Source organism: Chitinophaga varians, assembly GCF_014529945.1.
GTDB classification, from domain to species: Bacteria; Bacteroidota; Bacteroidia; order Chitinophagales; family Chitinophagaceae; genus Chitinophaga; species Chitinophaga varians.
Map to the genome: position 1 here is coordinate 433,630 of NZ_JACVFB010000005.1, position 21,801 is coordinate 455,430.

The window sequence follows — 21,801 nt, forward strand, 5'->3', positions numbered from 1 at the left end:
AGGTTATTCCGGTCTGATAGGGCTGCCGGTCCAGTCGGTGCCGGGTTGCAGTTTCTCTCCTTTCATCACGAGCGACAGTGGCGCGATGTTCACGTCATCTCCAATCTCACTATCGTAGAGGATAATGGTGCGGGCGCCGATACTGGCGCGGTCACCGATTTTGATGGGACCGATTTTCATGACACGGTCTTCAAACAGGTGCGTCTGTGGTCCGCTGTCTTCATTGAGCGCGGAGTCAGTACCTATCTCCACCATGTCAAACTCGGTGATGTCGGTTGTGTTGAGCCATACGCGGTAACCGGTTTTTACACCCAGCATGCGCAGTAAAACGGGCAGCCATGGCGTACCCCGGAGGAAGTCGAGCAGGAACGGCACGGACAGTGCTTCGTAGGTGGAGGTGGTGCCTTCACTGCGCCACACTTTGGAAGTCCACATCGGGTTCTGTATGGCGTGATATCTACCGGTCAGTACCCATTTCATCATCACCGTGAAAAGGAAGGCGGGCATACCGAGGAAAAAGAGGTAGTAGAAAGGCAGTTTGAGAAGGATCTGCCACCAGGCTTGTTCGGTTACCAGGTCATGTCCGTAGGCAATGAAAAGGATGCTGCAACAGATAACCATTGTTTCCGGTATCAGGATGCGGATAAATTCCACGAAGCCTCTGGCCATCTTCCTTTGCGGAGAGGGATTGGTGGTCAGTTCCGGCGGAAAGAAACGGCTTTCCTGGCGGCGTGGCAGTGCGATGGCGGGAGAGCCGAACCAGTCGCGTGCCGTGCTGTTGGCCAGCTGTTCTGTTGAAGGCGGTGTGGACAACACGCCGATCAGCATGTTGGGCGGCAGGACATATCCCTGTGGAATAAGTGCGCTGTTGCCTACAAAGCTGGTATCGTGGATGATTGTTTTTTCGAGGATCAGTTGCTGTCCGCGTACATCGGATTCACCGAGTGTGACCGCATCCGCGATGAAGGCGCCGTTGCCTATTTCGAGCAGCGGGTGGGTAACGCTGCTGGCGGTAGATACTTCCGTGTTTTTACCGATACGGGCGCCCAGCGCGCGGAACAGGCTGGAGATATATACTGTCGCAAAAATAGGATGGATAACGATCAGCGTGAGTGACATCAGCTGATCTGCAAACCATTTGCGTACATAAAACAGGCTGTAAATAGGGTAAGTGCCGGGTTTGATGCCCCATTGCAGCACGCGGCTCAGCACAACGGTTTGCGTGGTGAACAGGATGATATAACTCAATGCCAGGGATGGCGTGATGACCATATAGTTGAAGTTATAATCCGGCGCGGCGTTGTCGAGCTGATTGAGGGTGATGATAGTAGGCAGCAGGGGCAGCAGGATGGTGAATGGAAATACGAGCAGGAACAGCGAAAAGATCAGGCTGTATTTCCGGCGGGTAGCTGCAGACACGGGTAATGGCTGCGGCATTTCGCTCATTTCTTTTTTCACTTTCAGCTGTGCGGGGCTGCCATACCATACTTCGCAGGTACCTATGCGGCTGTTGGCCGGCAGGTAGCTCAGGTCCTGCAGTTCGCTCCAGGGTTCCATAACGGTGTCGCCGGCGATGACAGCGCTGCTGCCGATGTAAGCGTGGTCGTCGAGATGTACGGAGCGCAGTTTGAGCCAGCCGTCTTCTACCCAGGCATTGTTGATAACCGCCTGGGAGCTGATGCTGACATCGCTGCCGATGGTGACCAGGTCTTCCGCGCCGATGGTGACAGCCGCCAGTTGTGCATCGGAGGCTATTTTCACGCCGAGTAGCCGCAGATAGGTGGGATACAGGGGCGTGCCGTTGAGGAACTGGGAGGGCATCAGCCGTTGCATGGTTTTCACCAGCCACCAACGGAAGTAATATTGTCCCCACAGTGGATAGTCGCCCGCTTTCATTTTGCCGATGATCAGCCATTTGGCGATGATAATCAGCGCGGAGAAAACGGGTGGCAGCAGGCAGAACATGCACAACGCGGTGATGATGGCATATCCGAGGTGACTGGTTTCCTGTTCTATGTAGTAGTATCCCAGATAAGGCAGGAATATCTGCATGGCAAACAATCCGAAGATCACCAGCAGGGAAACGCTCTGTGCTGCCCAGCAGGCGAGGTGGCGCCACCAGGGCACTTCATTAAAGCTGCGTTCTTTTTTCTTACTGCTTTGTGGTTGTACGTTCCAGGTATCCACGAGGGCCTGTAGCGGACGATGTATATAGATATCTTTCAGGGATGCCTGTGGCACGTTGGCTTCGCGGCGCAGGCGCGATACGAAAGCAGCGGCCAGCAGTGAATGGCCGCCAAGGTCCGTGAAAAAATCCTGTTGAAGGTGGATGTCCCTGTCGGGAAATACTTTGGAGAGGATGGCCATCACCCTGTCCTGTAGCGGCGCATTGGCATCTATTGCTTCATGGCTGACGGGCTGTGCGAAGGCTGGCGGCAGCGGCAATGCTTTACGGTTGATTTTGCCGCTGGGAAGGCGCGGCATGTCCTCCAGTTCGAGGATGGTGCCGGGTACCATATAAGGAGGCAATACCTTTGCCAGTTCAGCCCGGAAGAAACTTTCGTCGAAGGGTTGCGCATCTTCCATGACCACATATCCTACCAGCTGGTCTTGTTCGTTGTTATCTTTTTTCACTGCTACGGCAGCGGAGATCACGCCGATGATGGCATTGAGGCGGTTTTCAATTTCACCGAGTTCAATGCGGTATCCGCGTAGTTTTATCTGATCATCGAGACGGCCCTGGAAGTCGATGTTGCCATCGGGCAGGATGATGGCCGCATCGCCGGTGCGGTATACCATATCGCCGGGGACCATGTCCATGGACGCCGGTTTGGGAACGAACTTTTCCCGGGTAAGCTCGGGGCGGTCGATGTAGCCGTTGCCCACGCCGGGGCCGGTGATCACCAGTTCGCCTCTTTCTCCGAGGGGGAGAATATTGAGTTTGTCATCTACCACCGCCATATTGTAGTTGGGCAGGGGATGACCGATGGTGATGGCATCGCCGGGTTTGAGGGCAGCAAAGGTGGCGCTGACGGTTGTTTCAGTAGGGCCGTAGCTGTTGTAAAAAATTCTGGGAGGGGCGCCCCACCGTGCCAGTACCTGTGGAGTACAGGCTTCGCCGCCGGCGTTGATCAGGCGGAGGGAGGGTATATCGTCTTCCATGACGGCCAGCAGGCTGGGTACGGCATGGAGGATGGTAATTTTTTCGTTGCGCAGCACGCTGCCCAGTTCATCGATTGCTTTAGCTGTGGTGGCATCTGCTACCCAGAGGGTGGCGCCTGCGAAATAGCTGACCCATGTTTCTTCGCACCACATGTCGAAGGAGACGGAGAAGCCCTGGTACACTTTATCGTGGGAGGTGATTTTCAGGACGGTCTGTTCCGCTCTTACCAGATGACATATCTGGCGGTGTGAGATGGGGATGCCTTTGGGTTTTCCGGTGCTGCCGGAGGTATATAATACGTAGGCGATGTTGTCGGGGGAAGGGCCGGCTTTGAGCGTGAATGTTTGTGTGGCGTCCGGTACCGGCGGAACGGAGAGGATGGCAGCGTCCAGGTGCAGGGACGCTTCACTGAAGCAGGCGGCGGCCTTTACTTCCGTGAGTACGCCTTCCACTCTTTCGGCGGGCATTTCGCGGTCCAGCGGCACATAAGCCGCTCCGGCTTTTACGATGCCCAGGATGGCCGCATGCAGTTCCAGCCCGCGTGGCCACCATACGCCTACCACGCTGCCGGGGCCGATGCCGCGCGCCTGCAACATAGCAGCCACCGCATCGCTCCAGTGGTCCATTTCAGCGTAGGTGAGGGATTGGTGTTGAAAAATCAGAGCAGGATGATGAGCATGCTCTTTGACTGATTGTCTGAAGATATCCGCCAGTGTTTCCTGATGCAACAATTCCTGAAGCTGGGGTCCTTGTACTATACTATAGCCGTTCATAATTTTGCTTCCCGTAGTATTCATTGGTCTTGGTATTAACAAAGTTACAGGGTACAGTGATAGGTATGCCTTATAATTAGCTTAAAAATAAGTTATTATAGGCGAATTCAGATTTACGGGCGCTCAAAATGCCTTAACTGTCGGTGAATTCCCGTTGCCGGCGCCATGGAGGCCGGTTTTTCTCATTTTGATAGCGCTCCTTTTAACATTTTAGCCGGTCTGCCCTATGTGAAGCAGGCGGTTTTCGCCAATATGGTGGTGCATGGTAAAAGGTTTTTTCATAAGGGAAATGGTAGATAACGTTAACGGTTATACGATGTTTTAATATCGGTTAGCCGTTTTGTGATTTGCCGATTTCATCCAGCACGTGCGTCCAATAGGTTTTCATCGCTTCGCGCTCCTGGCCATTTGCCAGCCATTCGTGATGGAAGCTGATGGTGGTTTTGTCTTTTGCCGGGATGACTCTGATCTGTAAGGTGGAAGCAGCTGTCTGGCCTTTCTGTTGCCATTTCATCCGGATCACTTTTACCTCCGTAACACTGGTAACGGTGACGGTTATGCCAGCATCGGTGGTATAGGTATCGTTTTTCTGAAAGGCGATATCGGCCTTATTGTCGAGCCATACACCAAGAACAGGTTGACTGAAAAGCATTTCCCATGCTGTTTCGGGGGAGAGGGTGAAAGTACGTCTGACACCAATTTCCCAGCCCTGGGAGGTCGTATGTCCGGGTGCGTTTTCCTGTGTGCTCATTTTTTTATTTGGATAAAGATATAAAAAAATATTTTGGCAGCTTTTTAATATGTAATAAATTAGTTATCATTAATTTTAAAAGAAATCTTGTCTTGATAGAAAAGATCGGAAAAGAGAAAGTGTAGTGGGGTTCAAATTTTTTTTTACTTTTATTCTGACCTGTTTATTGGGTGATCGTAGAGGATAACGATAGTATTGCAACCAAAATCTAAATCAGTGATACATCTCGTGAAGACTGTAGCATAAAAAACCAAAATCGAACCGTTTTTCTTAACCAGTAAAACAAAAAAACTAAGCGAAGGAGAAATCTAAATCTAAAGACACCGACAGCAGTGCTGTGGATCTATGGCCAGAAATCATTAAAACTAAACTGCATTCTCAAATTCGAACGCTGCGAAATATATCATCATGACTGACCTCATGATGCTGGAGAAACTATGACCAAAATCTGATATGATCAGACTTCTTTTTAATTAATCTAAACCAAAATCTGCAATTACATGAGGAAGTTCTTACTCGTGGTAGCCAGCATGCTGTTCCTAGCATCAACTTTGTTGGCACAATCTCATCGTACGGTTACCGGGAAGGTCACTGATGAGCAAGGCGCTGCTTTGCCCGGTGTATCTATCAGCCTGCCCGGCGGCAAAACCGGTACTGTAACAGACGCCAAAGGCGCGTTCTCCCTATCTGTTCCTTCGGATGCAAAGACATTACGCATATCCTTCGTAGGGTATGAAGCGAAAACCTTACCTATTACCGGAGACAACATAGGGAATGTTAAATTAACGGCAGACACCAAAGCTATATCTGAAGTAGTAGTGGTGGGTTATGGTACACAAAGAAAAAGAGAAGTAACCGGTAACATCGCTTCGGTGAAAGGCACGTCACTGGCTAATTTGCCGGTACAGAGCTTTGAATCCGGTTTGGGTGGCCGTGCTGCGGGTGTACAGATCACCGTACCTAACGGTGTGGTAAACAACCCGCCGGTGTTCAGGATCCGTGGTGTCAACTCCCTGTCTATGAGCGCTTATCCGTTGATCGTTATTGACGGAGTGCCTACTTTCAGCGGCGACGTAGGATCTACCAACGCTCCGTTGAACCCATTGTCCAGCATTAATCCGTCTGATATCGAATCTATTGATATCGCGAAAGACGCTGCTGCTACAGCGATCTATGGTAGCCGTGCCGCCAACGGCGTGGTACTGGTAACCACCAAAAAAGGTAAAGCCGGCCGTCCGCGTGTTATGTATGATGGCTGGGTGGGCATGACTACGCCAACCCGTTTGCCTAAACTGCTGAATGCACAGCAGTACATCGATATTAAAAACGAAGGCCTGGCGAATGCCGGTGATGCCAGACGTTATGAGTTCAACAAAGATGCCAATGGCAATAACATCGATACCAAATGGCTGGACGTTGTATACCGTGACAGAGCGATCTCTCAAAGCCATAGCCTGAGTGTAGGCGGTGGTACTGAAAATACCAGCTACTATTTTTCTGCCGGTTACACCAAGCAGGAAGGTATCCTGAAACAAAATGATTTTATCCGTAAAAACCTGATGGTGAATGTAGACCAGAAGGTAGGCAGAATCTTCTCCGTGGGCACTAAAGTAGCCTACTCCAATGAGTCCAGCCTGATCTCCGGTTCTTCCGGTTCACTGGAAGGTGAAGCCTTTAACTCTGGTGGTCTGGCCCGTCTGGCGTTCCTGACTTCTCCGATCGTCGCTCCGTATAACAACGACGGTACTTACAATACCAACGGCGGTTCCGGTATCGGTGGTGCTAAAGGTGGCCTGAACGTGGGCATCTACAATCCCAAGATCCTGCTGGACCTCGATCACTCTAATACAGAAGCTAACCACATACAGGGAAGCGTATATGGCCAGTTGAAACCATGGGAATGGTTGACTTTACGTACACAATACGGTATCGACTATATCCTGATGAACAACGACGCTTACAGCAACAACAAAAACGGTGACGGTTACAGCAGCAATGGTGACGCTACCAGCACCTATACCCAGTATAAAAGATGGATGTGGACCAACACCGCGCAGTTTGATAAAACCTTTAATCAACATAGCCTGAGCGTACTGTTTGGTACAGAACAACAGCGCGATCAGCGTGAACGTTATGGTATCGGTCGTCAGAACCAGATGGACCCTTACTTTAATAACTCTGAAGGCGGTTGGTTGACTGACTTAAGCCGTAACATGTTACGCCGCAGCAACTATCTGCTGTCCTGGTTCTCCCGTGCGAACTATAACTATAAAGAGAAATATTTCCTGAGCGGAAGCATACGTCAGGACCAGTATTCTGCGTTTGGTGAAGACAAGAAGAAAGGTACTTTCTTCAGCGTGTCTGCCGGTTGGGAAATCACCAAAGAAGATTTCTGGGCAAACAGCAAACTGGCTAATGTGTTCTCTACCCTGAAACTGCGTGGTAGCTACGGTAAAGTAGGTAACTATGCCGGCCTGGGTGATTATGATGCGTTATCTCTCTACAGACCCGTACCTTATGGTGAAAGGCCTTCCCTGTATTTCAGTCAGGCAGGTAACCCGAACCTGGGCTGGGAAGTAAGTAAAAAAACAGATGTGGGTATCAGTTATGGTTTCCTGAACAACAGGATTACCGGTGAACTGAGCTACTACTATAACAATATCGACGGCCTGATCCTGTTTGTACCTCAAATCCCCTCCGCCGGTATTCCTTCTACTACTGCTATTGCCACCATTCCTGCCAACGTAGGCAAGATGTATAACAAAGGCGTGGAATTCAGCATCAGCGCAGCAGCGGTAACCAAGAAGGACTTTACGTGGAACACCTCCTTCAACATTGCTTACAACAAAAATGAAATCACTGACCTCGCAGGAGCCCTGGACAAAATTCCGTTTGTGACCAGCTCACTGGAACAAACCAGCGTAAACCAGGTAGGCTATCCGGCCAGTATGATTTATGTTGTTCGTACCAATGGTGTAGATCCGCAAACCGGCAGAAGGATTTTCGTTAACAAAGCGGGAGAACAGGTATACTACAATCCCGTAGGTGCCGTGTACTCTTACGCTGACGGCAAACCTGCGCCGGCTGTAGGTACAAAAGACGCGGTGGCCTACAAAAACACCAACCCTAAAGTGGTGGGTGGTTTTGAAAACACTTTCCGTTACAAAAACTTTGAATTGAACGTATTGCTGACTTATCAAACCGGTTTCTATGTTTACTATGGTAGCCTTGCCGGTATGAAAGACCAGCGTTACTGGAACAACGGTGTAGAAGTGCTGGACAGATGGCAGAAACCTGGCGATGTAAGTGAAACACCTAAACTGGTAAATGGTGATAACATCTCCAATGGTTCGTCCTTCGCTATTGCTGCTAACGTGTTCAAAGGAGATTTCCTTAAACTCCGTACCGTGGGCCTGACTTACATTTTGCCTGAAACAGCGCTGAAGTCTATTCACCTGAGCGGCGCCAAGGTATATGTAAGAGGCCAGAACCTGGCTGTTATGACCAAATACCCCGGCCCGGACCCGGAAGTATCTTCCAATGGTAACAACGCTTCCGGTCAGGGTATCGACCGTAACACACTGGGCAATGGTCGCACGGTGACTGTGGGTTTAAATGTTAATTTCTAAAACGATCGATGATGAATAAAATTAGTGCATATATACTGGCGTTAGGCATTGCGGCTTTGGGCACTGCCTGTCAGAAGGATCTGCTTACGCCAAAACCAACAACCGATATCCCCGACTGGGAGGCGTTTACACTGAAAGAGCGAATTGGCAACGAAGCTACCGGTTTGTATACCGTGATGAAAAACGGGAAGTTCCTGGGTGGTAAAGTGCTGATCGCAAATGATGTGAGAGGGGAAGATTTTGTGAACCTGACCACCAACAACGTAACGCTGAATGCCAGCTGGAAAATGACCGCCGTTGGGGAGTCTCAGGAGATCAAAGAGATCTGGTCCCAGGGATATATGGCCATCAACAACGTGAACGTTTTCCTCGCCGGTATGGCTGCCAAAGGCAATGCTGTAGCTGGCGACTCACTGGCAAAGATATACGCCGGCGATGCTAAATTTGTAAGGGGTCTTTCCTATTTTTCCCTGCTGCAGTTGTTTGCCCGTCCTTACTGGGATGGTGCTGGTAGTAAACCGGGCCTGATTCTTTTCTGGGAGCCGCATACCAAGCTGGGAGATTACTCCCGCGCGCGCAGCACCGTAAAAGAAACATATGACCAGATCATCCGTGACCTGGACTCTGCAGAAACACTGTTGCCTAAGTTAACAGCATCTACCAAGTTCTCTGCCAACAAGGGCAATTCCTACAATGCTGTTGCGCTGAAGATGAAAGTATACCTGCAAATGGGGCAGTATGATAAAGTGCTGACAGAAGGCGCTAAACTGATTGCCGGTTCTGGTCCGTTCACGTCTCCTGCCGGTTACGTGCTGGAGTCCGACTTGAAGAACCTGTACACCCCAAAGTATGCCGGTAAAGAAGCGGTGATATACATGCCATTCGGTGCTTCCCCTGGAGACTTCCCGGGTACGCAAACCCAGCTGGGATACTACTACAGCCCCGCTTCTGTTGGTGGCAACGCAGAGTATGCGCTGAACACTGCCACCGGTAGCATCGTAGCAGATGCATCCTGGAAATCTACCGATGCCAGAAGGCAGTTTATTTTACCGGTTGGCACACGTTCCTTCCTGGTGAAATATGCCGGTCCGAGCCCTTACCTGGACTTTGCGCCGGTGCTGCGTTGGGCAGAATTGCTGCTGATTGAAGCGGAAGCGAAAGTACGTGTATCCAATACCGTAGATCCTACCGCTATCGCTTTGCTGAATGCCGTGCGTGGCCGTTCAGATGCGACGACCGTGTTTACAGCGGCTAATTTCGCGACGCCCAACGATCTGATTGATGCTATCTTAAAAGAAAAACATATTGAATTACTGGGAGAAGGTAACAGAGCCATGGAAATTATCCGTCTGGGTATTCCGTTCCCTGCGAAGAGTGCTACTGTGCTGGCAGTACCGCCAACAGCTGCAGGTTACATCTGGCCTATCTCATCCGATGAGCTGGTGTATAACAAGCTGGCTGTGGATAACCAGTAATACCACATTATCCTCTAATAAACAGACAGGCACTCTCTAGTGCTGGTCCTCTTTCATAAGCAAATAAGGGCTGCCCTTCACGAGTGGGCGGCCCTTCTTTATTTACGGATTTTGATATTTTGATATTTTCCCGGTTTTGCGAATTGGGTGATTTAAATATTAAAATGATGAAATGACTCAATGATTAAATGATTGTGCAGATTCCCAGCCGATCATCGCCTGTTTGCGTACATCCCCCCAGTGATAGTGCCCGAATTCGCCGGTGGCTTTGATCACCCGGTGACAGGGAATGAGAAACGCCACGGGGTTCTGGCCTACGGCAGTACCTACCGCCCTGGAGGCTTTGGGATTGTCCACCGCTGCTGCCAGTTGCTGATAGGTGGTGAGATTGCCCATCGGGATTTTCAGCAGGGCTTCCCATACTTTCAGCTGGAAAGCAGTGCCTTTCAGGTGAAGTTTGATCTCTGACAGGCGATGCTGTTCTTTGGTGAAGATATACAGCGTGTTTTGCTGGATGAGGTCAGTCATCTGTGTGAACTGCGCATTCGGGAAATTGGCGGTCAGCTCTTGTAGCGCCGCTTCCCGGTCGTCGGCAAAAGCCATATAGCAGATGCCTTTGCTGGTGGAGGCCACCAGGATATTGCCAAACGGGCTCTCGGCAAAGCTGTAATTGATGTGCAGCGACTTTCCCCCATTTTTATATTCTCCCGGTGTCATGCTTTCTATGTTGACGAACAGGTCGTGCAGCCTGCTGGTGCCGGACAGGCCCGTTTCAAAAGCGGCGTCAAACAGGGTGGTTTTTTCCTGCTTCAGCAGCTGTTTCGCATGATGCAATGTGAGATATTGCAGGAATTTTTTAGGTGTAACACCTGCCCATTCACTGAATACCCGTTGAAAATGGAACGGGCTCATGTGTACCGAAGCTGCCATATCTTTCAGTTCCGGTTGTTCCTTGTAATTGTCGTTGATGTAAGCAATTGCCGTGGCAATTTTATCGTAATTGTTCATGGCTTTATCATTTTAAGACAAAGTTACCCCTGCGAAAGTCGGCAAAAAACCCGGAACTTGCGGACATCAGAAAAGATGGTCGCTACCGTCTGTTATCTTGCCGCTGACTAACGTTTTTGCCTGTACGAAGCCGCCGGCGCCTTGCCCATCTATCAAAAAAATTACTTTACATATATAATTTTTTGTAGATTCCGTATCAGGAAGCTTTACATACTATTAAATCCATGGTCATGAAAATGAAAAAAACATTCATGGTAGCGGCGGCGTTATCGGCGGCAGTTACCCTGTGTTCCCTGGCTTTGCCTCAGGAGCCGGAGAAGCCTAAAAACCTCAAAGTATTACCCAAGAACATCAGCCATGAAGAGCTGATTGCCACTATGCGCGGGTTCAATACAGCCCTGGGCGTAAAATGTGGCTACTGTCACGCATCACAAAAAGATGATCCTAAAAAACTGGATTTTGCCAGCGATGAAAATCAACACAAAGACATCGCACGGTCTATGATGAAAATGACACACCGCATCAACAAGAAGTTCTTCAAGGGAACAGAAGTGATGTCTGTGACCTGTTACACTTGTCACCATGGTAACGAAGAGCCAAAAACCAAACCTGAAGAAGCTGCGGCTCCCAAGCCTGGCCAATGACATTCCTGATGGGGGCCTCTCCTATGGGAGATAGCCCCTGTCTATGTGTAAGTAGTTGATTTGTAGTTTGTTTTATTATCATTATTTCCACATATAACCATTATCCGCGCCCTGACCGTTTGCTGACGGGAAAATCCGTATCTTTACGTTCGTTATGTTGAGTTAAAAGCATAAAGCTCTCTCCAGAATCTTTCTTTACTGCTCTCCTCAATGCTGAACGCCGGCTATTAAGAGGCGTTCAATTTTATTACCGAAGATTATAAATACAATATGCTATTTGAGCAATTAGGGTTGATTGAGCCCATTTTAAAAGCAATTAAAAAAGAAGGTTATACCCAACCTACCCCCATACAAGTACAATCTATTCCGATCGTTTTAGCAGGAAAAGACCTGTTGGGATGTGCACAGACCGGTACCGGTAAAACAGCCGCTTTTGCCATTCCTATTCTGCAACAGTTGTACAACACCCGCTCCGGTGTGGAAGGCGGTTATAAACATATCCGTGCCCTCATCCTGACACCTACCCGGGAACTGGCCTCACAGATTGATGAAAGTTTTGAAGCGTATGGCAAATTTACAGGGTTAAAACACGATGTTATATTTGGTGGCGTACCACAGCACCGGCAAACCATCGCGTTACGCAATGGCACTGACGTGCTCATCGCTACGCCGGGCCGTTTGCTGGACCTGATGAACCAGGGCTATATTTACCTGGACCACCTCGAGATATTTGTGCTGGATGAAGCTGACCGCATGCTGGATATGGGCTTTATCAATGATATCAAGAAAGTAGTGCGTGAGCTGCCGGAGCAACGTCAGACACTGTTCTTCTCTGCTACCATGCCTCCCAATATCGCGAAGCTGGCCAACTCTCTGCTGTACAAACCGGAGAAAGTGGAGATCACCCCTGTGTCTACTACTGCTGAGAGAGTGGAACAATGTGTTTTCTTCGTGAAGAAAAAAGACAAACAACAACTGCTGGACCACATCCTGCAAGACAAGGCGATCAAACGTACCATCGTATTTACACAGACGAAACACGGCGCCGACAGGATTGCCAAGAACCTGCGTAAACGTAATATCAATGCTGATGCGTTGCACGGCGACAAGTCGCAGGCTTCCCGGCAAACCACGCTGACCAACTTCAAGAGCGGTCGTTTACGCGTACTCGTGGCCACAGACATCGCCGCAAGGGGTATCGACGTAGAAGCGCTGGAACATGTGATCAACTACGACCTGCCTAACGTATCAGAAACTTACGTACACCGCATCGGTCGTACCGGCAGGGCCGGCGCTACCGGTTACGCGCTCTCTTTCTGCGCTACCGAAGAACGCCCTTTCCTGAACAGCATCAACAAACTGACGAAGCAGAAAATCCCTTCTGTGCGTCACCCATTTGAAGAAGCTGCGTTGATTGAGGCCAACAATGCCGATCCGGACGCGCCAAAAGCAGAACCGAGAAGACCGAAACCACGCAACCGTAACCGCTACGGACGCCAGGGCAAGGTGGACAAGCGTGATCAGAAAATAGATTTTTAATTTGCAGTTCCCCGGGAATTGTACCCCGGGGCTATATTCCTAGGCTGTCGTTATGTACAGCTGGCGAGAGGCTGAGAGGCCTCTTTTTTATTTTCCCGGATTTCCGGGTTGCGCGGATTGCCGTGGATTTCCCCGGTCCCCCGGCTGAAGCCCGGGGCTAAGATGTTTTTCTGGCTGTTTCTATAGCGGCCCGACAAGATATTGAGAAATCTTTTATGCTTTTTCCACGGGCAGCTTTCCATTGCGGATGGCTTTGGTGAATACTTCGAAATCTTTTTCCGTTTGATTGGCGTAGGCTACGGCGAATTTACCGATGGCGGTGTCCATCAGTTCACTCTTTCCCATATAGTCGCTGATTTGCTGGCCAGGCCCGGTTTTGGCGTGCGCACGCGCCAGCATACGGCCACAGAGACCGGCATATGCCAGCAACACCTCTTTATCGAAGCTTTCCACATCAGGGGCTATTTTACGGTCCCTTAGCTGCCGCAGATAATAATGGCGGCCGTCATTGGCGGTGCTCCAGCCGAGGAAGATGTCGCTGGCAGCCTGCACCAGGCGCTGCCCCTGTACTACCCGTTCCCCTGCATGTTTGTATTTGCTTTTGGCGGTAAAATTCTCCAACACACTGGCGCGCGCCTCTTTGATTTGCAGGAAGAGGGGTTCGTCTTTATCATTCATCAACAGCGCGATGAAGCAACGCGTGCCTACGCTGCCTACGCCGACCACTTTCAGGGCGATGTCTACCACATGATATTTGCTGAAAAGAAAACGGCGATCTTCCTGTAACGTACGCTGGTAGCTACTCAGGAAGGATTTGATATTGTCTTTCTCTTTTTCAGGGTCCAGCGGATGGTATATCAGCGGGTGCTGATCGGTAATTTCAAAGGTCCCCATCACGCTCTGCGTGATCTTATAAAACACCTGCTGAGGTGTTGCTTTCTCTGCTTTTTCAATCGCGTTGCGCAACAGGTTCCGCACTTCTTCACTGGTGGCTTTGTTCAGCAGCGCATGCATTTCAAATTTTTTGTACCATAAGTCCAGCACGGGCAGTTGTGAAAATTCGTACATGCTGTGCCGGTAGGACGTGGCCATGCTGATGGCCATTTCATGCGCATCTGTTTCGCGGAGCTGATTGTGCCGTGCTGCCAATACGAAGCTGGTGGCCAGCCGCTTAACGTCCCATTCCCAGGCTGCCGGCAGTGTTTCATCGAAATCGTTGGCATCGAAGATGAGGGTGCGCTCCGGGGTGGCAAAGCCGCCGAAATTACACAGGTGGCAGTCGCCGATGGCCTGCACTTTCAGCTGCGTATGCGGCAGCTCCGACAGGTCCTGCGCCATCAGTCCGGCCATACCGCGGTAGAAGGCGAACGGCGAAACACTCATGCGGCCGTGGCGGATCGGTATCAGGTTCTTTATCCTGTCCTGATTGGACAGGCGGATAGATTCCACCACACCGGGCCGTTGCGGAGATAGTTTAAAATCGCCTTGTGAGGTGCGGGGAACGGCAGCTCTGATTTTTTTTCCGGGAGTATCTTTTTCAACAGCCATAAGACAGGCCGGTCAGTGATTAGGATAGCGGCTGACCGGTAATTAAATATACGAATAAACGGCCGGAACCGCTAAGGGAGGGCGTATGGCTTATAGATCGTGATCGTGGTAACGGGAGAATTTGAATTTGTCTTTGATATACTGGTTGAAATACGTGCCTTTCGAGAAAGCGGATTTCATCGCCTGGTATACGGATTCCGGTACGGCCTCATAGTCGTATATAGCGCCCGAAACAAACACAATCCGAAGAACAGCATGCTGGGCGTCGTAGTAATATGAACGGATGACAGACGACGGCATGGTCTTTTTGCTGATTCCCTGGTTTTGCCGTTCAATTATCATACCCGGTGGAAATTAATTTACCGGAAACGGGAGGAAAGATTAACTTTATGCTATGGCAAAAACGACCTCTGAAAAGCTGATATTGCCATGTGAACAATAATCTTTAAGTGTATGCGTATTGCGATCCTGGATTATGAAAATGCTGTGCCCTCAAGCGTAGCAGGTCCCGCGGACATACTCGCCTCTATCATGCGGACCTCCCCGTTACTGACCGGCCACCCTGTCAGTGTACGGTTCGATATCGATTTTATTACAGAGAAAGATAACCAGCTGTGGCGTCAGACCAAGGGCACGGCGGTACCGGTCAAACTGCGGAAGCAGGAAGTATATGATCTGGTGATCGTGCCCGCCATGGAATCTGATAAGATACAGCTGGTATTGCAGCGGGAGCGGCGGCTGATCGACTGGCTGCGGCAGCAGCACCTGCAACGGGCGGAGCTGGCCAGCATCTGCGTGGGCGCGTTCATGTTGGGCGCCACCGGCCTGCTGAATGGTAAAGTAGCCACTACGCACTGGCTGTTTGTGGACCGTTTCCGGGCCATGTACCCGGAAGTGGAAGTACAGGACGATAAAATCATCGTTGACCAGGGCAGCATTTATACTTGTGGCGGAGCTTTCAGCTTCACCACCTTTATGATGTACCTCGTGGAGAAATTCTGCGGGCATGAAGCCGCTGTTGTAGCGTCCAAAATATTGATGATCAATATGCATCAGCAGCCCCAGGATGCCTTCTCCATCTTCCGGCTGCAGCACGATCACACCGACAGTATGATCAGCAAAGCCCAGCAGCACATCGAAAAAAATTATGCAGAAGCTATCAGCATAGAAGCGCTGGCGGTACAGCACAATATGAGCATCCGGCATTTCATCCGCCGGTTTGAACAGGCCACAGGCAATACGCCACTGGCCTATCTTCAGCGGGTGCGGATAGAAGCTGCCAAAAAGATGCTGGAAACCAGTCAGGATGGGGTAGAACAGATCGCTTTCCATTGCGGTTATGAAGACATGAGCTTTTTCCGGAAGATATTCAAGCGCCATGTGGCCATGACACCCAAGGCATACAAGGAAAAATACGGGCGTAACGGCCTGCGCCTGGTGACTACCACTGCGGTGTCATAGACGGATATTTATCATGTCTCTGCGAATATTAACCGGGCAGCCGCGGATATTATACCGGCCACCATCGAATCACTTCACCTCTTAATTTTGTACCTGTTAGCAATTGCTTATAAGGGTATCCGGATATACGATCATGATCAATCTGTCGAGAACACATAGATTATTACTTCCATTCTTTGTTGCCCTTTATTGGTGTGCCGGTTGCAGAATGCCCGATCAACAGACGAAGGACCCTGCTGATACCGGCACATCCGATAAAACCTATATTACTTTCATCCTCTCTGAGGATACGGCTAAAAAGAAGCCGTATGCCGACGGCCTCGGGGCTTTACTGGCCCGCCTGGAACCCACGCCGGACAAATCCTCCAACCCCTGGTACTGCTACCTGCGCGGCAATTTGTATTCGCTGGAGCGGAAATATGACAGCGCATCGCTGTATTTCCGTCAGATATCTCCCGCCCCGGAGCAGACAGACCTGCAAACCCTGAAAGATTATGCCACCCTGAACCGCGCATTGTCCGGTTCAGACATCGCTAAAGCTGATCTGGTGACCCGCATTCTGGAAGCAGTGAAGAGAGGAGAGCATCACCAAAGTGTATTCACCTACCGCCTGTACGATCTGCTGGCAAAATCCTATTACGTTAACCAGAATGTGGCCAAGTCGGTGGAGTATACACAGCTGTACTATGACCATCATCCTTTCCGTTCCCATCCGATTGTCCGCCAACGTTACTTCGATATTTCGTTTTTGCTGGCAGCGCAGCAGCTCAACAGTGCGGCGATGGAGCGGTTTCTGGACAGCGCGCGGCAGCTGGCCCTGCAAATAGACGACAGCATGGCGCTGGCCCGTACGTACGATTACGAAGCACAGCTCTATTCTGCCCGCCATGAATATGGTAAAGCCGTTGCCTCCGGCAAACGGTATTTTAATTATTTGCAGACAGAGCAGAAGTTGCACCTACAGGCGTTTAACAACCTCGCTACTACCTTTGTCCGCAATCATCAAACTGATTCTGCTATCCGCTATTACAAGGCTGCTATTTTATGGGCGGCAAAACAGCCGGAGACCATGAACCTGGTGAGCGAATATCAGGGACTGCATGAAGCCTATAAACAGAAAGGGGACTATAAAAATGCACTGGACGCTCTACTCACCGCATTCAATATTTATGGCCGTAACAAGGACGCTATTGAAGCTTCCAAAATAGAAGAGCTGCATACGCAATATCAGACAGAGAAAAAAGACCAGGCCATCGCTACCCTGCAAATGAACAATGAACTGAATAAAAAACTCATTGCTCAGCAACGCTGGATTTTTGTGGGTGTCTGTATGTTGTTGGCCATCATAGCGTTTTATGTGTACAACGTGTACCGTCAGAAATTGCTTCGCGAGAAAAACGAAAAGCTGGCCATTGAAAACAAACGACTGTTGCTGGAACAGAAGACCCGTCAGATGCAGCTGAACCCTCACTTTATTTACAACGCCATCGCCAATATGCAGGGCCTGATCAGCAGTAATAAAAAGGCAGAGGCCAATGCTTACCTGGTGTCTTTCTCCAAGTTAATGCGTAACGTGCTCGAGTTAAACCGTCATGACCTGATTCCGTTGGAAGATGAAATAAATTCACTGAAGAATTATATTGAACTGCAGCAGATGCGTTTTGAGCATGCGTTTTCCTACAGCATTGACACGGATGGTACAGACGTAGATGCCATCCTGATACCACCCATGCTGGTGCAGCCATTTGTGGAAAACTCCATTGAGCACGGCTTTAAGTCCATCGATTATCCGGGCATGCTGACGATCTCCTTCCGCCAGGAACAACAGCAGCTGGTCATTTGTATTGATGACAATGGCGCCGGCGCACAGGTGAAAACGCATGGTCCGCGGGAGAAAACATCCCTGTCACGTATTATCGTACAGGAGCGTTTAGATCTCCTGTTCAACAAAACAGCCCGTGTGGCATACTTTGAGGCGCAGCCCAAAACAGCAGAGCAGGGCTTCCGGGCCACCATCTATCTACCGTTATTAATTGATTAAAAAAAACATGTCCAATGACTGTTTATATACTTGAAGACGAAATCAATATCCTGAAACACCTCATGGCGCTGGTGAACGAGATGCCTTACCTGCAGGTAGTAGGCTATTCCGGAGAGGTGGCCAAGGCGCAGGCTGAAATACCCACCCTTCAGCCCGAACTGATCCTGGCAGATATACAATTGAAAGACGGTAACAGCTTCACGTTGTTTAGCCGCATCGATGTTTCCGCCAGTCAGATCATTTTTATTACCGCTTACGATCAGTATGCATTACAGGCATTAAACCTCGGTGCTTTTGCCTATCTGCTCAAACCTATAGAGACGGCTGTTTTTGAAGAAGCCGTAGACCGCTGTTTCAAAAAAAGCGAGCAACAGAAGTTTAACCAGCATCAGCTGGAAATTGCCGTCAATCACTATAAAGGAGGAACGCGGCCGAAGCGTATTGCCCTCAGAAGCGCAGAATATACGCAGATCATCGATATCGGGGATATCCTGTATTGCAAGAGCGATCGCGGATACACCACTTTTTACCTGAAGAACGGCAGTTCCATTCTCGTATCTAAAGTGTTGAAGGAGTATGAAGCCTTGTTGCCCGAAGAAACGTTTATCCGTTGCCATCAGTCTTATCTTGTGAATGGCAATTACGTCAGCAAATATTTCAAGGAAGGGTATCTTGAAATGTTTAATGGGGAAACAGTCCCTGTGTCTGACCGTAAGAAGGAAGTCGTACTCGGTTTTATTGATAAAATATAAGCGCGGATATTTTTCCACCACCTACAGATGTTAATCCACAATGCGCGGAAATTGATCTGCCCAACAGTGTGAAACAGTCCTTTGTTAACTTTAATCACTGAAACCTTATTTCAGGTAAAAACAGTGATTCCATGGCACAAATTGCAGGAAAAAGATTCATCGGGCTGTTACTGGTATTGGTATTAATAGGATGTTACACCGGGTATGAGTTATTGTTGAAACCAACGCTCAACGGGTCAACGTTGATTGATAATCCGACAGGCAGGGACATAACTGTTACGATAGACCAGACGCCGTATGTGGTACCGGCCAGGTCATTTCTGAGGATTGCACTGGCAGATGGGTTGCACAGTATCCGTTGTGAGGCATTAGGCCTGCCTCAGCAGGAGCTGAACCTGGAGCTGACATCCTACGGTGTGATTAACCCTTCCCGGGCGAAGTATGTCATTTACAACACCATCTATACGAAGAAAAACCTCAGTTCCCGGTATAAGCCCTACGCAGTGGAAGGCCGTGAAGTATATTCGCTGCTGGGGGAGCCGGAGGTGACCAATGCGTTGTTTATTCCCGACCGCACCCTTGGCAGAGGGAATCTGGATGTGGCGGCGCCGTCTGTGAGGAATTATCAGCAGGTAAATCAGGATTACGCGTATCTCACCCGTATTTTCCGCCTGCCTGATTTTTTTGAGTATTGTAATCAGCACAATTTATGAGCAGATTTTTATACATCATTTACCTATTTGGGACCATGACCATGCTAACTTTAATGAGCGACGGCGCCTCAGCGCAGTCTATTGCCGGCCGCTACGGCGGAGTGCAGGACGGTATCTGTATTTTCGACGGCGGCCGGTATTTTCTTTATGGCTATGCTACGCTGGCTCCCGGCACCTATCATGTGGAAAAAGACAGGATCCGGTTTGTTCCGGACAAACCGGCCAATACTTTTATCGTATTTGCCCGGGAGAATAAAAATCTGCATGACAGCGTACGGATGTATTTCAATGGCTTTGAGCGGGGACAAACCTTTTTACAGCTGGACAATGGAAAAACACGCCGCGTATTCAACGAAGGGGCGAATTGTTTTAACCCGCCCTACGTGTATGAAGATGCCGCCGTGCCCTCTCAGATCACGTTTTCCCACGTGACGGACGACTATGGTGTATTGAAGACAGATAAGAATACGGAGAGCTATCGTCCGGATAAAAAGTTCAATGATTTCGTATTCCTTTATCAGAAGCCGAACCGTTATCAGGAGCCTTTTGTAGGTGTTATCACTAAAGAAGAAGGAGAGACGGTGCTGCAAACAAGCCTCACCAGCCGAAAATTCGCAAAGGAACCGAATGACAAAGAGACCGAAGAGAAGATGGCCTATCTGAGCGAAGGGAAAGCAGGAGAGGAGGTGCTATATGCCAATCGTTTTTATAAACTGCTGACTGAAATTGATACATCTGAGTACACATACGACGCCGGGAACCAACAGTATACGGCACATGGCACAAAGCCGGAAGCGCTGACAGAGGAATACAATGATGTGCGTATCCTGTATAAGTACGAACCCCTGATGCCGGTATTGAAAGAATTCAGAAAGCCGGGGAAAATTGACCTGCCGCCTTTGTTTTATACCACCTGTGAAGATCCGGAGAAATCATACCGGTATAAACCACTGGAGAAGCCGTCTACCCCGCCGGACGCACCATTGCCTACTACCGCTGCGCCGGTAGAAATAAAGTAATCGCGATGACAGGTATTAATCAAAGGGAATTCAGTTTTCGGGGAGTTGACTACAAAACTGAGATATGGCTGGGTATCTCGATCATTCCGGTGCTGATGCTGCTGGGAGGCTGTGTGTATGGTCTTTCGAAGTTTTGGCAGATCGATTTTTTAAAGATACCCCGTGGACTGCTCATTCCTGCGCTGCTGGGTACCAGTTTGTTTTCCCTGCACTGGATGGTGAAGCTGGTGCGTAATAACAGATGGATAGTTAACGTAGATGACGAACGGTTGTGCCTTCAGTATGGAAAGCAGCGTTTTGAGATCCCATGGGACAACCTCCGTCGAATAGAGAACATGGGCAATGCGGAGTTAAGGTATCTGTCGTTTGTGGCCAAAGACGGGCTGAAAGTGCGGATACGGGTGGGGACCGGCGCCATGACGCCCTTTTCAGGGCCGGAAGACATAGCAGCTGTAGACGCGTTCATAAAACATCTCAGCCCTTATATTGACAAACATTTCAACAAAAAGATCCTTCGAAATAAAATCGACCAGAACCCTTTTCCCCATTATGGCGTATATGTTGTAAAAAGCGAGCCCCTTACTTATAACTTTTTACAGAAAATGACGCCCGGGCAGATCATGCTGCTTTTTATGACAGCGGGCATGTTGCTGGTTTTTTTGATGCTTCAGTTATTGTTTTATTATTTAGACAGTAAACACTAATGGAAAGAAGTTTTCGTATCGAATACTGGCTGGTAGCGAGGCCCAGGCGAAAGCTGATCCTGGCCCTGGCTGCTTTCTTCCTGTTGTCGTTGTTGTATGTAGTACTGATGCGGCCATATGAAGCCGGGTTGTCTGCTATGGGCATTCCCCGAACGCTTCGGATGATGCTGTTATTTATGCCTTTTTTCGCTGTGATACTGGTGCTGGGCAACTACGCGAGCGGTATGCTGTATCAATGTGAACAGCTGTTGTTTACGGAAGACCGTCTTGTATTTATTCGTCGCGGGAAGGCTATTGTTTTCAGGCTGGAAGACATTACCCGTTTTAAGATCAACGAGCAGATGGACAAGGGAATGATCACGAATTATTTTATTACGGCAAAAGGGGTAACGTATTCCGTTTACACCAATGGCACAGCCGTGATGCATGATTTCATTCATCAGGCGTTTGTGCATTTTTTTGAGTTGGACACTTATCAGCCGATGGTGGAAACGGTGAGTGGGATAGAAAAGCGGGAGTATGCCTTTAGATAACAATGTCAGGGCAAAAAGCGTAACAGGTATATTGTGTCTTATCCATTA

Annotated in this window: 16 protein-coding genes; 11 read left to right on the forward strand and 5 right to left on the reverse strand. The window is 49.4% G+C overall.

The window, feature by feature from the left end; genetic code table 11:
• Window positions 1–3: 3 nt before the first annotated feature.
• Window positions 4–3,960 carry a Pls/PosA family non-ribosomal peptide synthetase gene (locus ICL55_RS25235; RefSeq protein WP_223151588.1) on the reverse strand — a complete coding sequence of 1,319 codons (3,957 nt, stop codon included), beginning with the start codon at window positions 3,958–3,960 and terminating at the stop codon, window positions 4–6.
• 307 nt (window positions 3,961–4,267) lie between these two features.
• Complete coding sequence (locus ICL55_RS25240) at window positions 4,268–4,687, reverse strand: SRPBCC domain-containing protein (RefSeq protein WP_188102692.1); 420 nt, start codon at window positions 4,685–4,687, stop codon at window positions 4,268–4,270.
• Between the two features lie 500 nt (window positions 4,688–5,187).
• Between ICL55_RS25240 and ICL55_RS25245 the strand changes: the two genes are divergently transcribed.
• Both ICL55_RS25245 and ICL55_RS25250 read left to right on the forward strand, forming a co-directional pair.
• Window positions 5,188–8,316 carry a SusC/RagA family TonB-linked outer membrane protein gene (locus ICL55_RS25245; protein ID WP_188102694.1) on the forward strand — a complete coding sequence of 1,043 codons (3,129 nt, stop codon included), beginning with the start codon at window positions 5,188–5,190 and terminating at the stop codon, window positions 8,314–8,316.
• An 11-nt stretch (window positions 8,317–8,327) separates the two neighbouring features.
• On the forward strand, window positions 8,328–9,791 hold the full coding sequence (locus ICL55_RS25250) for a RagB/SusD family nutrient uptake outer membrane protein (RefSeq protein ID WP_188102696.1): 1,464 nt from the start codon (window positions 8,328–8,330) through the stop codon (window positions 9,789–9,791).
• A 177-nt stretch (window positions 9,792–9,968) separates the two neighbouring features.
• Here the strand turns inward: ICL55_RS25250 and ICL55_RS25255 are convergent, their stop codons facing one another.
• A complete protein-coding gene (locus tag ICL55_RS25255) occupies window positions 9,969–10,799 on the reverse strand; it encodes a methylated-DNA--[protein]-cysteine S-methyltransferase (RefSeq protein WP_188102698.1) in 831 nt (276 codons plus the stop codon).
• Window positions 10,800–11,029: 230 nt separating this feature from the next.
• On the opposite strand from ICL55_RS25255, the gene ICL55_RS25260 reads away from it, so the two are divergent.
• Both ICL55_RS25260 and ICL55_RS25265 read left to right on the forward strand, forming a co-directional pair.
• Window positions 11,030–11,443 carry a c-type cytochrome gene (locus ICL55_RS25260; RefSeq protein WP_188102700.1) on the forward strand — a complete coding sequence of 138 codons (414 nt, stop codon included), beginning with the start codon at window positions 11,030–11,032 and terminating at the stop codon, window positions 11,441–11,443.
• A gap of 270 nt (window positions 11,444–11,713) precedes the next feature.
• Complete coding sequence (locus tag ICL55_RS25265) at window positions 11,714–12,982, forward strand: DEAD/DEAH box helicase (RefSeq protein ID WP_188102702.1); 1,269 nt, start codon at window positions 11,714–11,716, stop codon at window positions 12,980–12,982.
• Window positions 12,983–13,195: 213 nt separating this feature from the next.
• On the opposite strand, the gene ICL55_RS25270 is transcribed toward ICL55_RS25265, so the two are convergent.
• A complete protein-coding gene (locus tag ICL55_RS25270; RefSeq protein WP_188102704.1) occupies window positions 13,196–14,530 on the reverse strand; it encodes a DUF2252 domain-containing protein in 1,335 nt (444 codons plus the stop codon).
• A gap of 90 nt (window positions 14,531–14,620) precedes the next feature.
• Window positions 14,621–14,872 carry a KTSC domain-containing protein gene (locus tag ICL55_RS25275; RefSeq protein WP_246496576.1) on the reverse strand — a complete coding sequence of 84 codons (252 nt, stop codon included), beginning with the start codon at window positions 14,870–14,872 and terminating at the stop codon, window positions 14,621–14,623.
• A 111-nt stretch (window positions 14,873–14,983) separates the two neighbouring features.
• Here ICL55_RS25275 and ICL55_RS25280 point away from each other — a divergent pair, with 111 nt between their 5' ends.
• The 7 genes from ICL55_RS25280 (at window position 14,984) to ICL55_RS25310 (ending at window position 21,753) form a co-directional block, all read left to right on the forward strand.
• Window positions 14,984–15,991, forward strand: a complete 1,008-nt coding sequence (locus ICL55_RS25280) for a GlxA family transcriptional regulator (protein ID WP_188102706.1) — start codon at window positions 14,984–14,986, stop codon at window positions 15,989–15,991.
• A 208-nt stretch (window positions 15,992–16,199) separates the two neighbouring features.
• The gene (locus ICL55_RS25285; protein WP_188102708.1) at window positions 16,200–18,032 is read left to right on the forward strand and encodes a tetratricopeptide repeat-containing sensor histidine kinase; all 1,833 of its coding nucleotides are present in this window, start codon (window positions 16,200–16,202) and stop codon (window positions 18,030–18,032) included.
• 14 nt (window positions 18,033–18,046) lie between these two features.
• Complete coding sequence (locus ICL55_RS25290; RefSeq protein WP_188102710.1) at window positions 18,047–18,784, forward strand: LytR/AlgR family response regulator transcription factor; 738 nt, start codon at window positions 18,047–18,049, stop codon at window positions 18,782–18,784.
• A gap of 131 nt (window positions 18,785–18,915) precedes the next feature.
• The gene (locus ICL55_RS25295; RefSeq protein ID WP_188102712.1) at window positions 18,916–19,497 is read left to right on the forward strand and encodes a hypothetical protein; all 582 of its coding nucleotides are present in this window, start codon (window positions 18,916–18,918) and stop codon (window positions 19,495–19,497) included.
• A 35-nt stretch (window positions 19,498–19,532) separates the two neighbouring features.
• A complete protein-coding gene (locus ICL55_RS25300) occupies window positions 19,533–20,516 on the forward strand; it encodes a hypothetical protein (RefSeq protein WP_188102713.1) in 984 nt (327 codons plus the stop codon).
• Window positions 20,517–20,521: 5 nt separating this feature from the next.
• Window positions 20,522–21,220 (forward strand): hypothetical protein, encoded by a 699-nt coding sequence (locus ICL55_RS25305; RefSeq protein ID WP_188102716.1) that lies wholly within the window; start codon window positions 20,522–20,524, stop codon window positions 21,218–21,220.
• Complete coding sequence (locus ICL55_RS25310; RefSeq protein WP_188102718.1) at window positions 21,220–21,753, forward strand: hypothetical protein; 534 nt, start codon at window positions 21,220–21,222, stop codon at window positions 21,751–21,753. The genes ICL55_RS25305 and ICL55_RS25310 overlap by 1 nt, the downstream gene beginning before the upstream one ends.
• Window positions 21,754–21,801 lie beyond the last annotated feature (48 nt).

Coding starts and splice junctions, on each gene's coding strand:
- ICL55_RS25235 (WP_223151588.1), bottom strand. CDS start 3,960: ATGAATACTACGGGAAGCAAAATTATGAACGGCTATAGTATAGTACAA.
- ICL55_RS25240 (WP_188102692.1), bottom strand. CDS start 4,687: ATGAGCACACAGGAAAACGCACCCGGACATACGACCTCCCAGGGCTGG.
- ICL55_RS25245 (WP_188102694.1), top strand. CDS start 5,188: ATGAGGAAGTTCTTACTCGTGGTAGCCAGCATGCTGTTCCTAGCATCA.
- ICL55_RS25250 (WP_188102696.1), top strand. CDS start 8,328: ATGAATAAAATTAGTGCATATATACTGGCGTTAGGCATTGCGGCTTTG.
- ICL55_RS25255 (WP_188102698.1), bottom strand. CDS start 10,799: ATGAACAATTACGATAAAATTGCCACGGCAATTGCTTACATCAACGAC.
- ICL55_RS25260 (WP_188102700.1), top strand. CDS start 11,030: ATGAAAATGAAAAAAACATTCATGGTAGCGGCGGCGTTATCGGCGGCA.
- ICL55_RS25265 (WP_188102702.1), top strand. CDS start 11,714: ATGCTATTTGAGCAATTAGGGTTGATTGAGCCCATTTTAAAAGCAATT.
- ICL55_RS25270 (WP_188102704.1), bottom strand. CDS start 14,530: ATGGCTGTTGAAAAAGATACTCCCGGAAAAAAAATCAGAGCTGCCGTT.
- ICL55_RS25275 (WP_246496576.1), bottom strand. CDS start 14,872: ATGATAATTGAACGGCAAAACCAGGGAATCAGCAAAAAGACCATGCCG.
- ICL55_RS25280 (WP_188102706.1), top strand. CDS start 14,984: ATGCGTATTGCGATCCTGGATTATGAAAATGCTGTGCCCTCAAGCGTA.
- ICL55_RS25285 (WP_188102708.1), top strand. CDS start 16,200: ATGCCCGATCAACAGACGAAGGACCCTGCTGATACCGGCACATCCGAT.
- ICL55_RS25290 (WP_188102710.1), top strand. CDS start 18,047: ATGACTGTTTATATACTTGAAGACGAAATCAATATCCTGAAACACCTC.
- ICL55_RS25295 (WP_188102712.1), top strand. CDS start 18,916: ATGGCACAAATTGCAGGAAAAAGATTCATCGGGCTGTTACTGGTATTG.
- ICL55_RS25300 (WP_188102713.1), top strand. CDS start 19,533: ATGACCATGCTAACTTTAATGAGCGACGGCGCCTCAGCGCAGTCTATT.
- ICL55_RS25305 (WP_188102716.1), top strand. CDS start 20,522: ATGACAGGTATTAATCAAAGGGAATTCAGTTTTCGGGGAGTTGACTAC.
- ICL55_RS25310 (WP_188102718.1), top strand. CDS start 21,220: ATGGAAAGAAGTTTTCGTATCGAATACTGGCTGGTAGCGAGGCCCAGG.